Raw genomic sequence first — 15,448 nt, forward strand, 5'->3', positions numbered from 1 at the left:
TCGATCGATCTGGCACAAGCGTTGCTAATTGTATATACAAGACTATACACATCTGCTTTACTCAGCGGCGCTGATTGCCATTAAAGCGAGTAAACCTGATTTTCCGTTAATTCCACCTTAGTTGGGAATAGCCATGAAACATCTTGTATATACAGGAACATACCATGCCACTTAAGAGGGAACATTGCCAACTAACGCCGGGCAAAGTGGATTTGGCCATGCTCAAAGCCATTTATCATGGCGGCGTAAAATTGACGCTGGATGAAAGTGCCCGGACGAAGATACGCAAAGCCCGTGAAACGGTTGAATCGATAGTCAGTTCCGGCAAGGTCACCTACGGCATCAATACCGGTTTCGGTAAACTGGCTCAGACATCCATTCCCGCACAGCGTCTGGCTGAACTACAGCGTAATCTGGTGCTGTCACACAGCGCTGGCGTCGGCGAGTTACTGCCGGATAACGTAGTGCGACTGGTGATGGCGACCAAAGTCATCAGCCTGTCGCGCGGTCATTCAGGAATTCGCATGGCGCTGATTGACGCCCTGCTGGCGCTATTCAATGCCGGCGTCATGCCCTGTATTCCGGAAAAAGGCTCGGTAGGCGCCTCGGGCGATCTGGCGCCGTTGGCGCATCTGTCGCTGATGCTGCTGGGGGAAGGCGAGGTTCGGGTGAACGGTACGCTGATGCCGGCGGTTGCAGGGCTTTCGCTCGCCGGACTACAGCCGTTCGTGCTCGGCCCCAAAGAGGGGCTGGCGTTGCTTAACGGCACTCAGGTCTCTACCGCTCTGGCCTTACGCGGTCTGTTTGAGGCGGAAAAGGTCTTTGCCGCCGGACTGGTTGCCGGCGCGCTGTCGCTGGAAGCGATTAAAGGCTCGCTGAAACCTTTCGATAAGCGCATTCATGCGGCACGCGGCCAGCATGGGCAAATCGCGGTGGCCGCCGCCGTCTCCGCCCTGCTGGAAGGCAGCGAAATTCTGGACTCGCACGTTCACTGCGGCCGCGTACAGGATCCCTACTCTATCCGCTGCGTACCGCAGGTGATGGGCGCATGCCTTGATAACCTGCTCCACGCCGCACGGGTGCTGCAAATTGAAGCCAATGCCGCCTCAGATAACCCGCTGGTGTTTTCCGACACCGGCGATGTGATTTCCGGCGGTAACTTCCATGCCGAGCCGGTGGCCTTCGCCGCCGATATCATCGCTTTGGCGATTGCCGAGGTCGGGGCGATTTCCGAACGTCGTCTGGCGCTGCTGTTGGATAGTACGCTCTCCGGCCTACCGCCGTTTCTGGTCAATGACGGCGGGGTTAACTCCGGTTTTATGATTGCCCAGGTGACGGCGGCGGCGTTGGCCTCAGAAAACAAATCCCTCGCCCATCCGGGCAGCGTCGACAGCCTGCCTACCTCGGCCAATCAGGAAGACCATGTCTCGATGGCGACCTACTCGGCGCGCCGTCTGGGCGCCATGTGCTTCAACACCGCAGTGGTGGTCGGCGTGGAAGCGATGGCGGCGGCACAGGGCATCGATTTTATTCGTCCGCTGCAAAGCTCGCCTCTGCTTGAAACAGAGCTGGCCGCTTTACGCCGGCGCGTCGCTTTTCTTGATCAAGACCGCCTGATGGCTCCCGATATCGAACAGATGCGTTTATGGGCGAGCAGCGACAACTGGCCCGCGCCGATAGCGGCTCTGTTACCCAGCATAACGTTAAGCAACTAACCGTTTAAGGATAGGATGATGAGTGAAGAAGTAAGCAAAGCCGTAGCTCGCGTGGTGCGCGCGCCTCACGGCAGCGATCTGCATTGCGCGAACTGGCTGATTGAAGCTGCCTTTCGCATGATTCAAAACAACCTCGATCCGGATGTGGCCGAGCGTCCTGAAGATCTGGTGGTCTACGGCGGCATCGGTAAAGCCGCGCGCAACTGGGACTGTTTTGAACAAATCCTCCGCTCGCTGCAAGCGCTGCAACCGGAGGAAACTTTGCTGGTGCAGTCCGGCAAGCCGGTTGGCGTATTCCGTACCCATGCCGATGCGCCGCGCGTGCTGATTGCCAACTCCAATCTGGTGCCGCACTGGGCCAACTGGGATCACTTCCACGCGTTGGATAAAGCCGGTCTGATGATGTACGGCCAGATGACCGCCGGTTCGTGGATTTACATCGGGGCGCAAGGCATCGTGCAGGGCACCTATGAAACCTTCGTCGAGGCGGGTCGCCAGCACTTTAACGACGATCTGAGCGGTAAATGGATCCTCACCGCCGGCCTTGGCGGAATGGGCGGCGCGCAGCCGCTGGCCGGCGTGCTGGCCGGTGCGTCGGTGCTGGCGGTTGAGTGTCAGGAATCGCGCATCGACTTCCGCCTGCGTACCCGCTACCTCGACTACAAGGCCTACACCATTGATGAAGCGCTGGCGATGATCGACCGCGCCAATAAAGAGAAACGCCCCATCTCCGTCGGTCTGCTGGGCAACGCGGCGGAAATTCTGCCGGAGCTGGTGAAACGCGCCAAAGCAGGCGGCATGAAACCCGATATCGTCACCGACCAGACCTCCGCGCACGATCCGATCAACGGCTATCTGCCCCTTGACTGGTCGCTGGCGCGCTGGGAACAAGAGCGCGCGGCCAATCCGAAAGCGGTGGAAGCAGCCGCGCGCGCCTCCATGGCGGTGCATGTGCAGGCGATGCTCGACTTCTGCCATATGGGGATCCCTACCGTCGATTACGGCAACAATATCCGTCAGGTGGCGCTGGACGAAGGGGTGAAAAACGCCTTCGACTTCCCGGGTTTTGTCCCTGCCTATATCCGCCCGCTGTTCTGCGAAGGCAAAGGCCCGTTCCGTTGGGTGGCGCTGTCTGGCGACCCGGAAGATATTTATAAAACCGATGCCAAACTGAAACAGCTCTTCCCGGACAATAAAAACCTGCATCGCTGGTTGGATATGGCGCAGGAACGTATTGCCTTCCAGGGGCTGCCGGCGCGCATCTGCTGGCTCGGCCTTGGCGAACGACATCTGGCCGGCCTGGCGTTTAACGAAATGGTGCGCAACGGCGAGTTGAAAGCACCGATAGTCATCGGCCGCGATCACCTCGACTGCGGTTCCGTCGCCTCGCCAAACCGCGAAACCGAAGCGATGCGGGATGGCTCCGACGCGGTTTCCGACTGGCCGCTGTTGAACGCGCTGCTGAATACCGCGGGCGGCGCCACCTGGGTCAGCCTGCATCACGGCGGCGGCGTCGGCATGGGATTCTCTCAGCATGCCGGCGTGGTGATTGTCGCCGACGGTACGCCGGAAGCCGACCGGCGTCTGGGCCGCGTATTATGGAACGACCCGGCCACCGGCGTCATGCGCCATGCGGATGCCGGTTACGAGCTGGCGCGGCAGTGCGCGGCAAACCACCAACTCAACCTGCCGATGGTCAAATAATACGGACGATCAAAGGGCCGGCCACGGCTGGCCCCGGATAAGCCGCGACTATGCGCGGCCGAGCAGCACAACCCCGCTGACCAGCACCAGGCAGCCGACCAGTCGCCAAATGCCAACCGGCTCACGCAGGATGAACATACCGAATAGCGCGCCGACCATCATCGACATCTCGCGGGCGGGCGCGACCACGCTAAGCGGCGCGCCAAGCCGCAACGCCAGCAGCACCAGGATATATGAAAGGGGCGAAAGAACGCCTACCGCGATCGCCAACGTCCATTTGCCTCTCATAAGACCGCTTATCTCATGGCGGTGGGTAGCCAGCCAGGGCAACAGCATCACCAGACGGATGGCTTGCGAACACCAGTCCAGCACCACGGGGTGGATCCCCAAAACCTTGACGCCATAGGCGTCAACGACGGTATAGCCGGCGATCATCGATCCTGTCGCGGCGCCCCAGCGTACGCCTTTCTGTGCGGCGGGTTGGCGAAACCTGGCGAAGCTTCCCTGACTGGAAATCAACACGATCCCCATCACGATCGCGCCGAGACCCGCAACGCCCGCCAACGTTAGCGGTTCTGAAAATAGCAGAAATGCCGCGATGCTGGACAGCATGGGCGCTGAGCCGCGAGCGACGGGATAAATAACGGAAAGATCGGCGACCTGATATCCACGTTGCAAAAACAGGCTGTACGCCAAATGCACCGCGCCGCTCATCACCACGCAGAGAATGACCGGCAGATCCCATCTCAGCGTACCGGTCGCCAACAACCAGACCACCCACGGCAGGTAAAAGAGACAGGCAATGCTACTGTAGGCAAAGACGAAAGCGACGCCAGCCGAAGCCGCGCGTTTGGCAAGCAAGTTCCAGCTAGCATGGATAAACGCGGCCAGAACGACCAGCGAAAAGGTAAGAAAAGACATAAGCGCTCCGGTTCAAAAAGTCATGGGGAAGACTCGACGTCTCCTCCTCTGGGCTTTTCTCCCTCGGGTGCAGCTGCGGCAAAAAACCGCAGTCTCTACAACGCTCGGACCAGACAACAGCGTTTGAACGCTGTCCGGAACCCTAGTTGCCACTCAGTCGATGCGGTAAATTTAGCCGAAGCCGCGGCGTCATGCAAACGGGTCGCGTCGCTGATTAGCATTCCTGCCCAAGATGCCGGGAAACAGAGCTTATCGCCCCTGCCATTACCACCGCATGGCGGGGAAAAACATCGTCATCGTTTAACGGAGTGCTTAACAATATACTTCTCGGTATTTTGGTAAGTATCTGACACATCAACTATTTTATTTTCCTGCGAAAAACTGATCGATTGCACCCGTAGCAACAGTGAATCAGGCTCTACATTCAATAAAACAGCGTGTTCTTTGGTTGCAAAAACCGGGGTGTAACTTCTATGGCTTTCAATCACCGTTACATTGCATTCGTTTTTAAAATAGTTGAATTTTGATTTTTCTAAATGCCCAATGCTCAGATAAGGAAACGCTTTGACCGGGATATAACTATTTTCTAATAAAATAGGCGTGTTTTTGATTAACCGAATGCGTTTTACAAAGTAAATTTTCTCATTCGCCTCTATTTTTAATTGATGTGCAATACTGAGCGGCGCATTAATTATATGGAAATCAACCACCTGGTTGGTGTAATCAGTCACGCCCACAATTTCCATTTGATGGTTAAACCCGTCCAGTTCCCCACCGTGATAGCTTATTTTTCTGGCGACATACGAGCCGCTACCATGTTTTTTTATAATGAGATTTTCTTCTTCCAGCGGCGCCAGCGCCTTGCGAATAGTCATTGGCGATACATTGAACTCATATGCCAACGCTTTTTCACTGGGCAACGCATCGCCAATCTCATAATTTTCGCTGTTGATTCTCATTCTTATTTCTGCGGAAATTTTTTTATATATCACTTTTATATCTCTTCTCTCAAATTAGCTCACCACAGAAGTACATACAACCAACTGATAAATATCATTATTTATTGAAAAATAAAAAATAAAACTTCGACAGCTATATAAAATCGAGAAAAAGTATATTTTGCATGCCAATAAAAATGTATGACTTTCATCACAATTACCAGACATTCAACACCAGCATCTAAAAATACCCCTTATCCTTCACTCCACACGAAGACCGCTTTTCAATATCAAAAATAAAACGTTTTCGATCGATCGCTTATTTTTAACGCTATACCCTAAATGATTCGAATCGCAGAAAGGCGGCAAGCGAAGGACAAATCGGTCTGGAACCAATTTGGACAGCGTTCGCGCTGACCCAAAAGATGAGTCTTGGGGATGAGGCTCATTAATTCTTAATCACTTACTTGGATAAGTGATTAGAGTGACTAAGCGCAGCCAACACACATACGGCTTGAAGTATGACGGGTATAGGCAACATATCTACCGGGTGGAGCTATAAATGAATATACTAAAAAAATTACAAGCATTTTCAAAAGCCATGATAGGCCCTGTACTATTTTTGCCTATTGTGGGGTTGTTAATAGCGATCGCCAGCATCATAACCAATAAGGCGTTCATCACCGAAGGCAGTTATCTTTATATCTTTGGTAAATATATATCCAGCATATTATGGGCCATTATGAATAACCTAAGCTTATTTTTTTGTTTAGGGTTAGCATTAGGGATGGCTAAAAAAAGAAAAGCAGACGCCGCCTTTGTTGCCACGATGTCCTATTTTATGTATCTGGCCGGTAATAATTCATGGCTAACGCTGACCAACAAATTAATGGAAGGTGCATCTAACGCTGAACTCTACGGCACCGGACAAATATTTACCTTCGGTTTCAAAGTTATCGATATGGGGGTTTTCTTAGGGATAATCCTCGGGGTTATTGTTGCCTATATTCATAATAAATTTATTGATAAGGAATTCAAAGGCGCCTTTTCTATCTACGGTAATAGTAAATTTGTGCTGATTGTTATGATCCCGATCATCGCAACATTCGCCATTCTGGTTGTTTACATCTGGCCGGTTATCGCCCATGGCATCTCTGCCTTAACGGAATTTATGAAAACCTTTGGAGCCGGCGGCGTTTTTTTATACGGCTTTTTAAATCGATTTTTAATCCCTACCGGGCTACACCATCTTATTTGGTCACCTTTTGTCTATACCTCTATTGGCGGACAGATGTTAATCGATGGACAAACACTGATTGGCGCCAAACCTATTTTTCTGGCTGAAATAGCTAACTCAAGCATAACAACGCTGGATGATTCCGCCCGTTTCCTCACTTATGGCATGGTGAAGATTTTCGGCATCGCCGGCCTGGCGCTGGCGTTCTATAAAACGGCCAAACCAGAAAACAAAGCAAAATTAAAAATTACGCTATTACCGTTGGTCGTGACCTCCGTGTTGGTAGGCATTACCGAACCATTCGAGTTTCTGTTTATTTTCACCGCGCCCTTATTATGGTTGGTCTATTCGCTATTGGACGGTTTTTTCCAAATGCTGGCCTATATTTTTGACATCCGAGTCTGTGTGACCAATGGGATTATTGACTTCTTTGTCTATAACATTCCCGCAGGTGTCGAAAGAACAAACTGGCCGATGTTTATTATATTAGGTCTTCTCGAAACGTTTACCATGTTCATGGTCGGAAAATTCCTGATTATAAAATTAAAAATGCTTACTCCGGGCAGAGGAGCGCTCGAAGAGAGTAAAAGTGAAACTATCGGTGAAACACAAGAACGCGGTAATCAAACCAGCCTCGGTAAAGATATCGTCGCAGGGCTGGGAGGCGCTAATAATATCCGCACGGTTGACAATTGCTTTACCCGGTTAAGAGTAGACGTTGTTGATGAAAATCTGGTTAGCGAAGCGCTGCTAAAAAATACGGGCGCATCAAGTATGGTAAGAAAAGGTAATCACGTACAGATTATTTATGGATTAAAAGTGAATAAAGTCAGAAACATTGTTGATAGTGAATTAGGTATTCAGGAATAAAGAGGATATAGCATATGAAAGAGAAATACTCAATAACTATTGCTGGCGGTGGAAGTACTTATACCCCAGGCATTATTCTTATGTTGATGGAGAACGTTGATAAATTCCCAATTAGGGAAATAAAGCTATATGATAATAATGCCGAACGTCAGTATATATTGGGCGAGGCCTGTAAAATAATGATGAAGGAGCGCCATCCGGATATACATTTTTCATATACCACCGATCCTGAAGCAGCCTTTTCCAATATTGATTTCGTGATGGCCCACATTCGTGTCGGTTTGTACGCCATGCGTGAACAGGATGAAAAAATACCTTTAAAATATGGCGTGCCGGGACAAGAAACATGCGGCCCTGGCGGCATCGCCTATGGCATGCGCTCTATCGGCGGGGTACTTGAGATCCTGGACTATATGGAGAAATACTCGCCCGACGCCTGGATGTTGAACTACTCCAACCCCGCCGCCATTGTCGCGGAAGCGACACGCCGTTTACGGCCCACATCCCGAATAATCAATATCTGCGATATGCCGGTGGCCATTGAAGGGATCTTTGCCGATATTCTGGGGTTATCATCCAGAAAAGAAATGAATGTCCGTTATTATGGGTTAAATCATTTCGGTTGGTGGACTAGCATTACCGATAAAGCCGGAAATGATCTTATGCCCCAACTTAAAGCACACGTAAGTCAATTTGGCTATTGCAGCCAGACGGAAGATTTTCAACATAAGGCGCCCAGTTGGAAAGAGACCTTTGAACAAGCGAAAAAGTTGTTCTCGTTAGATCCGGAAACCCTACCGAATACTTATCTGAAATATTACTACTACCCTGACGATGTGGTGCAACATTCCAATCCTGATTTCACTCGGGCAAACGAAGTCATGGCTGGGCGTGAAAAAGATGTTTTCGATATGGCGAAATCGATTATTGAAAAAAATACCGCTCAGAATGCGAATTTTCATGCCGGCGCTCATGCAACGTTTATTGTCGATCTGGCCTGTGCTATTGCCTTCAATACGCAAGAAAGAATGCTGTTAATCGTGGAAAATAACGGCGCCATTGCCAATTTCAGTGACGAATCGATGGTGGAGGTTCCCTGTTTAGTCGGCAAAAATGGCCCGGAACCCCTGGCGATGGGGAAAATTCCTCTTTTCCAGAAAGGATTGATGGAACAACAGGTGGCGGTTGAAAAGCTGACCGTAGATGCCTGGATTGAAGGCAGCTATCAGAAGCTGTGGCAGGCGATTACGCTCTCTAAAACCGTGCCCAGCGCGGGTGTGGCGAAAAAAATCCTCGACGATTTAATCGTTGCCAACAAAGATTTTTGGCCGCCGCTGAATTAATCGACACCTCACGGCAGTGGTCAACCCGGCGTTGGCCGCTACCGGATATCGGCACTCACGTTCGTCTGGCTGACGGCGTTATGACTGATGCGAAAGGTCACACGTTGCGGATGATTGACCGACACCAGATATTCCACCGGTTGACTCAGACGATCGTAAATAACGCCGCGATAAACCAGCGCCGGGCTGTCTGGCGGCGCCTCCAGCAGCGCTTGTTCTTCTTCGCTCATTACGCTGACGCGAATCGTCCCTTCATCGGCTATCCCCTGAATGTGATAACGCTCGGCCAACAGGCGATACAGCGAGCCGTTGGCTTCGAGCATCGGCGCGCTTAAATCCGGTACGCGCTGACGCGGCAGGTAGCTGGTTTCAAGGCAGAAGGGCCGCCCGTCCGCCAGCCGCAGGCGTTTGATCATCAGCAAGGGCGCCCCGGTTTCTATTTGCAATAAGCGGGCGATGCGTTCGCTGGCCAGCGCATCCTGAAAGTAAACCAGGCGGCTGCTGGGCACCGCGCCGTTATGCTCGATGATTTTGCTGATCCCCTGTTCAATCGCCTGGGTTAGCGGACGTTCAATGGCGGCAGCCGTCAGCCAGGTGCCCTGATTACCACGCCGTTCCAGCAGCCCCTGAGCAATCAGTTCGTCAATAATTTTTCTCAGCGTCATACGGCTGATGTGCAGACGCGCCGCCAGCTCGCGCTCGGCGGGAATTTGATCGCCCTGGTTGTATTCCGGCGTCGCCAGCAGAGCCAGCAAAGATTGCCGGGCTTGTAAATAGGCTTTGCGCGGGCGCCGTTTTGTTTCGCTAATCTCAGTCATGGTCTATTTTAACTAGCTCAACGCCGTAAAATTTTGCATTAATTATACCGCTGAATATCTGATTAGCCAGAAAAAAACCACCGCCACGATAATGGAAAGCCGATATCAATATCAGACCACCATGAATAAGCAATTATTATACAAATAAAAATATCAACAATTTCTTGTATTGCGCCAAACCGGCGAGTATATCTTTTATTGGTATATTTTATGGTATGGTTACACTAACGGAGAGAACGATGAAAAAAACACTGCCTCTTTTGTTGCTTAGCCTGGCGTTGCCCTGGCTGTCTTTTAGCGTTCATGCCGAGCAGCAAATCCGCTTCGGAACAGACCCTACTTTCCCGCCGTTTGAATCAAAAGCGGCGGATGGTTCCTTACAGGGTTTTGATATTGATATCGGTAACGCGCTATGCGCCAAACTCAATGCAAAATGCGTATGGGTGGAGAGCAGTTTTGACGGGTTGATCCCGGCGCTGCATGCGCGCAAGTTTGATGCCATTCTCTCCTCCCTGTCGATTACCGACGAGCGCAAAAAAGCCATCGACTTTACCGATAAATTATTCAACACCCCCGCTTTTCTGGTCGCCCCGCTTTCCAGCGGTTTAAAACCGACCGTCGCGTCACTGCGCGGAAAGCGTCTGGGCGTGCAGCAAGGCTCAGTATTTGAGTCTTACGCCAAAAAACACTGGCAAAGCCAGGGCGTGGAAGTGATCCCCTACCCCAGCGCCGACGACGTCTATGCCGATATGGTGGTGGGAAGACTGGATGCCACGCTGGATGATGCGACCGTAGTGACCGAGTCCCTGCTCAGCAAGCCCCATGGCAAAGGTTTTGCGCTGATTGAACCGCAAGTGAAGGATGAGGTGATTTTCGGGCCGGGCACGGGCATTGGCCTCAACAAGCAGAACGACAAACTACGCGAACAGCTCAACGGCGCAATTGCCGAAATCCGCCGCGACGGCACCTATGACCGTTTGGCGAAAAAATACTTTAATTTCAATGTGTATGGCGATTAATTTATGAATACCGCTGCAATCATCACTTCGTTAATAGAACGCCGCTTTCATCCAGAAGGCGGCCTGCGTCAGATCTTTCTTGTTGCCTGCGGCGGCTCGCTGGTGGATATGTATCCAGCGCATTATTTTCTTAACCGCGAATCCACCACGCTACACAGCTTTATGATGACGGCAAATGAATTCGTCCACGCGGCGCCGAAAACGCTGGGTAAAAATTCCCTGACCATTGTTTGCTCCCACGGTGGAAATACGCCGGAATCGGTCGCGGCGGCGAAACTGGCGCAGCAGCATGGCAGTACCACCATCACCCTGACGCACAATGCCGAGGCCGGGCTGATTGCCTGGTCTGACAGCAATATTCTGTATGCCTGGGGTAATGACAGCCAGGTGGTGGACAACCCGATGGCGCTGATCCTGAATCTGTGTGTCGACGCGTTGGCGCAGAGCGAAGGATTTGACGGCTATGCGGATTTCCACAGCGGCATGGCGCAGATTGATGGCATCATTGCCCGCGCACGCCGGCAAGTGCAACAACGTTGCGCGGCATTTGCCGACCGATATCGTGACGAATCGCTGTTCTACGTGCTTTCCAGCGGCGCTTCTTACGGCCATGCTTATGGCTTTGCCATTTGTTCGTTAATGGAAATGCAGTGGCTCAATGCCGCGTCGATTCACAGCGGTGAATTTTTCCACGGCCCGTTTGAAGTCACCAATAAAAACATCCCCTGGATTGTGATGGTGAATGAAGGCCGCACACGCCCGCTGGACGAACGCGCCGTCCACTTCCTGGCGCAATATGGCGATAAAATGGAAATCGTTGACGCCAAAGAACTGGGCCTGGGCGTTATTCCGGCGTCGGTGGCGGACTATTTCAACCCGGTGCTGTTCTATAGCGTGATGTGCGAATACCGCGCCGCACTGGCCCTGGTACGGCAACACCCGCTGGAAACACGCCGTTATATGGGAAAAGTGGCGTATTAAGGACATGATGATGAAAGTGCTCGGTATCGGCGATAACGTCGTTGATCGTTATACGCACACGCATATCCGTTATCCGGGCGGCAACGCGCTTAATTTCAGCGTCTACGCGGAAATGCTCGGCGCACAGGCCGCCTATCTCGGCGTCTTTGGCGATGACGACAATGGTTCACATGTGCAACGCGCGCTGGCCGCCCGCAACATTGATACCTCACGCTGCCGCGTGGCATCAGGTGAAAACGGTTATGCCGACCTGACCATCAACCAGGGGGAGCGGATCTTCCTTGGCTCCAACGCGGGCGGCATTCGGCAACATACCTCAATGGATTTCGCCGTAGCCGATATCGCCTGGTTGAGTCAGTTCGCTTTGCTGCACACCAGCGCTTACAGCTATCTGGATAAGCAGTTGCCTGCGCTAAGCAGGTTGCCGGGCCGCCTGTCGTATGACTTTTCCGATGATTTCAACACCGCATCGGCCCTCGCTTTATGCCCGCATCTGGATTACGCGTTTTTTTCCTGTGCCGAGCGCAGCCTGGAGGAAACACGGCAAATTCTGGCTGACGCCCATCGTCAGGGCGGGTGTTGCGCCATCGCCACTCGTGGCGCTAAAGGCGCCGTACTGTTTGACGGCCAACGCTGGCTGGATCAGCCGCCGCAACCTGTTGCGGCGCTGGACACGCTCGGCGCCGGCGATGCGTTTATCACCGCGTTTTTACTGACGCATCAGGCGGGGAAATCGTTATCGGCCAGCCTGCACGCAGGCGCCGCCTTCGCCGCGCAAATCTGTCTGCTGGACGGCGCGTTTGGCGAGGGCGAGAAATATTAATGCTATCGCCCATGACGGTTGGCGGCGGCAAATCATCACCGCCGCCAACGCCGTGTCAAATCGCCCCTTTCACCACCGTTGCCAGCGGCGTGGTGGCCCGACCGATCAGACGGCTCAATTGATGACCATCATCAAATAAACCGCCCTTCGCGGCTCCCACATCCGAATCAGCAATGATATCCGCAAACACCTCGGGTATCCCCGCCGCCGCCAACGCCGCGCTGAATTCCGCTGGCGGCAGGTTCCGGTAACCTATCGTTTTACCTGACTGGCGGCTGACTTCAGCCGCCAACTCCGCCAGCGTATAGGCTTCATCACCCGCCAGCTCATAAACCTTACCGGCCTGATTGTCCTGCGTCAGCACGGCCACCGCGGCGGCGGCATAGTCGGCGCGCGTGGCAGAGGCAATTTTCCCCTCGCCCGCGCTGCCGATAAACACGCCGTGCTGCAATGCGACCGGGATGCTGGCCGCATAGTTTTCGGTATACCAGCCGTTACGCAACAACACATAAGGCAAGCCCGATGCTTTTAGCTGCGCTTCCGTTTCCTGGTGTTCGGTCGCAAGCCGCAGCGGCGAGGTATCGGCATGCAGGATACTGGTATACGCCAGCAGCTTAACCCCGGCCCGTACCGCCGCCTCAATCACGTTGCGGTGCTGTAACGCACGCTTGCCCACCTCGCTGGAGGAGATCAGCAACACCTTATCCACCCCTTGCAATGCGGCGGCCAGAGCCGCTGGCTGGTTATAATCCGCCGCCTTTACCTGAACGCCGCGCGCGGCTAAATCAGCGACTTTGCCGGTATCGCGCACCAGCGCCACAACCTCATTCGCCGGAACCTTATCCAACAGTTGTGCAATAACCAAACGGCCCAGTTGACCGGATGCACCTGTAACAGCAATCATCATAAGCCCCTTTCGTTGACTGACATTGGCTGGCATAATACCCGCTTAACTAACTTTAAGTAAGTACGCACATAAAGGTAAGTATAGTGCCGAAAAAAGCAATACAGACCGCCGCTTCGTCCGTTGTCGCGTTGCAGGGGGATCTTTTTGCCGAAAAATGCCCTTCCCGCCAGATACTTAACCATGTGACCAGCCGCTGGGGAGTGCTGATTCTGGTCGCCTTGCTGGACGGCACGCTTCGTTTCAGTCAGCTGCGGCGCAGAATTGACGGCGTCAGCGAACGTATGCTGGCGCAAACGCTACAGTGGCTGGAAAATGATGGTTTCGTCCTGCGAACGGCTTATCCGGTGGTGCCGCCGCATGTGGAATACAGCCTGACGCCGATGGGTAAAGAGGTCAGTGAACGGGTCAAAATTCTGGCCGACTGGATAGAAGAAAATATAGGAATGATATTGGCGGCACAGCAGGAAAAAGATTCAGCTTTTTCTTAAAAACACATAGCTTATTGTATCTATGGAGTTTTTAACCATTAATGGCTTTTTATCTGTTATTTCATCCGGCATTTACCCTCCATCATGGTCTACGCTTGATCATATTGCCGTAAACCACAGGAGAAAATATGTCTATCGAAAAAGTTCTCTATGTTGCTCATGCTAAAGCCACCGGCGGGCGCGACGGCCGCGCGGTGTCCTCAGACAAACATCTTGATGTTAAGCTGGATGTGCCAAAAGAACTGGGTGGCAACGGCGGTGAAGGGACGAACCCTGAACAGCTGTTTGCCGCGGGTTACTCCGCCTGTTTTCTTGGCGCGCTGAAAAGCGTCGCCTCAAGTGAGAAAGTCTCGCTTCCGTCGGACACCTCAATTGAAGGCAGCGTCGGTATTGGTAAACTTCCGACCGGATTCGGTATTGAAGTCGAACTGAAGATCGCCATCCCGGGGTTTGACAAGGCAAAAGCGGAAGAATTGGTGAAGAAAGCGCACGTTGTTTGTCCTTACTCGAACGCCACCCGCAACAATATTGATGTCACGCTGACCGTTGTTGTCTGACCTTGCGTTCCGCTCACCGGTAATACCGCGCACTAAAGCCTGATTTCAGGCGCATCGATATGATAACGCCGCTCATCGACACAGAGCGGCGTTTACCGTTCCTCTCTAATGCTTAATAGGTTTCTTTACCATATTGTAATGAGCGTGGGCCATAGAGCATACCGCGCGGATGACCGGCAGCCAGCAGGCGCGCGCTGGTAATACCGGCGATATCATGAGCTTGATCGGTCATTGTACTGGCGATTTGTTCAATCGCCGCCTGCACCAGAATGCCAATAATGCCGCCGGAGTTTGATTGCTGCTCGTCGCTCGACGCGGTGGCGCTTCCGCTCCACAGTAACTTGCCGGTTCTTAAATCAACCAAACGCGCGTCAGCGGTCACCCGGGTTTCGCTATTGATAACGATGTATTTGGTGCCATACTCTCTTACCTCCAGATACAGAGCGGCATCAGCGCCAAAGATTTGTTGCAGCTTAGCCGCATTTACCGTCTGAATATCCTGTGCCACCGTCAGGCCATTTTGCTTGAAGGTTTCTTCAACAACCGCGACAGGAAATACATAGTATCCAGATTCAGCAAGCGGATAAGTCACCTGAGAGAGCAGGCTGTAACTTGCTTTAACATCCGGCGAGTGGTTTATCGGCGGCAGCACTAGAATTGATCTGGGCTTACTTTGTTTAAATGCCGTGTAGTCATAAGGAACGGGCCTGGCGCACCCGACTAATAACAAAGCGAACAGAATGCCGCATAATCCAAAGAGGCGATTCATTTGATATTTCCTTTATTTTTGCTCAACAGAAAGTCCATGAAAGGTGCTGACTCTGGAAATTTCACTTTTTCAGTTTCAAACTGCTGGCGCGCCTCGCCATCACGACCGGTATTCACGTAGAGCAATCCCAACTGAGCGTGGAGTCCGGGAGGAACGGGCTTATTTTTCGCTTTCGCTTTTTCGATTGATTCTGTAAGAGAGGCGATTTGCTCTTCCGGGCTAACTTTATCTTGTTGATAGTATTGATAAAGTGTTGGCTGATACTTATCCCAGCTATAGATGGTTTTAGGCTCGGAGACACAGCCCGCCATGACTGTCGCTGCCAGCAGCAGGACAATTTTTTTATGAGATAACATAG

Annotated in this window: 15 protein-coding genes; 9 read left to right on the plus strand and 6 right to left on the minus strand. The window is 52.4% G+C overall.

Features of this window, described 5'->3' with window-relative positions; genetic code table 11:
- Nucleotides 1–164 precede the first annotated feature (164 nt).
- Nucleotides 165–1,715 carry a histidine ammonia-lyase gene (gene hutH, locus HOY33_RS12670; RefSeq protein WP_172290572.1) on the plus strand — a complete coding sequence of 517 codons (1,551 nt, stop codon included), beginning with the start codon at nucleotides 165–167 and terminating at the stop codon, nucleotides 1,713–1,715.
- An 18-nt stretch (nucleotides 1,716–1,733) separates the two neighbouring features.
- Nucleotides 1,734–3,419, plus strand: a complete 1,686-nt coding sequence (hutU, locus tag HOY33_RS12675) for a urocanate hydratase (RefSeq protein WP_172290573.1) — start codon at nucleotides 1,734–1,736, stop codon at nucleotides 3,417–3,419.
- A gap of 48 nt (nucleotides 3,420–3,467) precedes the next feature.
- Here the strand turns inward: hutU and HOY33_RS12680 are convergent, their stop codons facing one another.
- Both HOY33_RS12680 and HOY33_RS12685 read right to left on the minus strand, forming a co-directional pair.
- Nucleotides 3,468–4,340 carry a DMT family transporter gene (locus HOY33_RS12680; protein WP_172290574.1) on the minus strand — a complete coding sequence of 291 codons (873 nt, stop codon included), beginning with the start codon at nucleotides 4,338–4,340 and terminating at the stop codon, nucleotides 3,468–3,470.
- A 293-nt stretch (nucleotides 4,341–4,633) separates the two neighbouring features.
- Entirely contained in the window at nucleotides 4,634–5,332 is a 699-nt protein-coding gene (locus HOY33_RS12685) for a GntR family transcriptional regulator (RefSeq protein ID WP_172290575.1), read from the minus strand.
- 508 nt (nucleotides 5,333–5,840) lie between these two features.
- Between HOY33_RS12685 and HOY33_RS12690 the strand changes: the two genes are divergently transcribed.
- Both HOY33_RS12690 and HOY33_RS12695 read left to right on the plus strand, forming a co-directional pair.
- Nucleotides 5,841–7,385, plus strand: coding sequence for a PTS transporter subunit EIIC (locus HOY33_RS12690; protein WP_172290576.1), 1,545 nt, complete (start codon nucleotides 5,841–5,843; stop codon nucleotides 7,383–7,385).
- A 14-nt stretch (nucleotides 7,386–7,399) separates the two neighbouring features.
- The gene (locus HOY33_RS12695) at nucleotides 7,400–8,728 is read left to right on the plus strand and encodes a 6-phospho-alpha-glucosidase (protein ID WP_172290577.1); all 1,329 of its coding nucleotides are present in this window, start codon (nucleotides 7,400–7,402) and stop codon (nucleotides 8,726–8,728) included.
- A 38-nt stretch (nucleotides 8,729–8,766) separates the two neighbouring features.
- Here HOY33_RS12695 and HOY33_RS12700 read toward each other — a convergent pair whose 3' ends face one another.
- Nucleotides 8,767–9,546, minus strand: a complete 780-nt coding sequence (locus HOY33_RS12700; protein ID WP_172290578.1) for a GntR family transcriptional regulator — start codon at nucleotides 9,544–9,546, stop codon at nucleotides 8,767–8,769.
- 239 nt (nucleotides 9,547–9,785) lie between these two features.
- On the opposite strand from HOY33_RS12700, the gene HOY33_RS12705 reads away from it, so the two are divergent.
- The 3 genes from HOY33_RS12705 to HOY33_RS12715 are packed head-to-tail and all read left to right on the plus strand — an operon-like array spanning nucleotide 9,786 to nucleotide 12,369.
- A complete protein-coding gene (locus tag HOY33_RS12705; protein ID WP_172290579.1) occupies nucleotides 9,786–10,565 on the plus strand; it encodes an ABC transporter substrate-binding protein in 780 nt (259 codons plus the stop codon).
- Between the two features lie 3 nt (nucleotides 10,566–10,568).
- Nucleotides 10,569–11,546 carry an SIS domain-containing protein gene (locus HOY33_RS12710; RefSeq protein WP_172290580.1) on the plus strand — a complete coding sequence of 326 codons (978 nt, stop codon included), beginning with the start codon at nucleotides 10,569–10,571 and terminating at the stop codon, nucleotides 11,544–11,546.
- Between the two features lie 10 nt (nucleotides 11,547–11,556).
- Complete coding sequence (locus HOY33_RS12715; RefSeq protein WP_172290664.1) at nucleotides 11,557–12,369, plus strand: PfkB family carbohydrate kinase; 813 nt, start codon at nucleotides 11,557–11,559, stop codon at nucleotides 12,367–12,369.
- A 55-nt stretch (nucleotides 12,370–12,424) separates the two neighbouring features.
- Here HOY33_RS12715 and HOY33_RS12720 read toward each other — a convergent pair whose 3' ends face one another.
- A complete protein-coding gene (locus tag HOY33_RS12720) occupies nucleotides 12,425–13,273 on the minus strand; it encodes an SDR family oxidoreductase (RefSeq protein ID WP_172290581.1) in 849 nt (282 codons plus the stop codon).
- A gap of 86 nt (nucleotides 13,274–13,359) precedes the next feature.
- On the opposite strand from HOY33_RS12720, the gene HOY33_RS12725 reads away from it, so the two are divergent.
- Both HOY33_RS12725 and HOY33_RS12730 read left to right on the plus strand, forming a co-directional pair.
- Nucleotides 13,360–13,764 (plus strand): helix-turn-helix domain-containing protein, encoded by a 405-nt coding sequence (locus HOY33_RS12725; protein WP_172290582.1) that lies wholly within the window; start codon nucleotides 13,360–13,362, stop codon nucleotides 13,762–13,764.
- A gap of 128 nt (nucleotides 13,765–13,892) precedes the next feature.
- Nucleotides 13,893–14,321 (plus strand): organic hydroperoxide resistance protein, encoded by a 429-nt coding sequence (locus tag HOY33_RS12730; RefSeq protein WP_172290583.1) that lies wholly within the window; start codon nucleotides 13,893–13,895, stop codon nucleotides 14,319–14,321.
- Nucleotides 14,322–14,433: 112 nt separating this feature from the next.
- Here HOY33_RS12730 and HOY33_RS12735 read toward each other — a convergent pair whose 3' ends face one another.
- Both HOY33_RS12735 and HOY33_RS12740 read right to left on the minus strand, forming a co-directional pair.
- Entirely contained in the window at nucleotides 14,434–15,090 is a 657-nt protein-coding gene (locus HOY33_RS12735) for a DUF799 domain-containing protein (RefSeq protein ID WP_172290584.1), read from the minus strand.
- Nucleotides 15,087–15,446, minus strand: a complete 360-nt coding sequence (locus tag HOY33_RS12740; RefSeq protein ID WP_172290585.1) for a DUF4810 domain-containing protein — start codon at nucleotides 15,444–15,446, stop codon at nucleotides 15,087–15,089. The genes HOY33_RS12735 and HOY33_RS12740 overlap by 4 nt, the downstream gene beginning before the upstream one ends.
- Nucleotides 15,447–15,448 lie beyond the last annotated feature (2 nt).

It is taken from the genome of Brenneria sp. hezel4-2-4 (assembly GCF_013155275.1).
Lineage (GTDB): Bacteria > Pseudomonadota > Gammaproteobacteria > Enterobacterales > Enterobacteriaceae > Brenneria.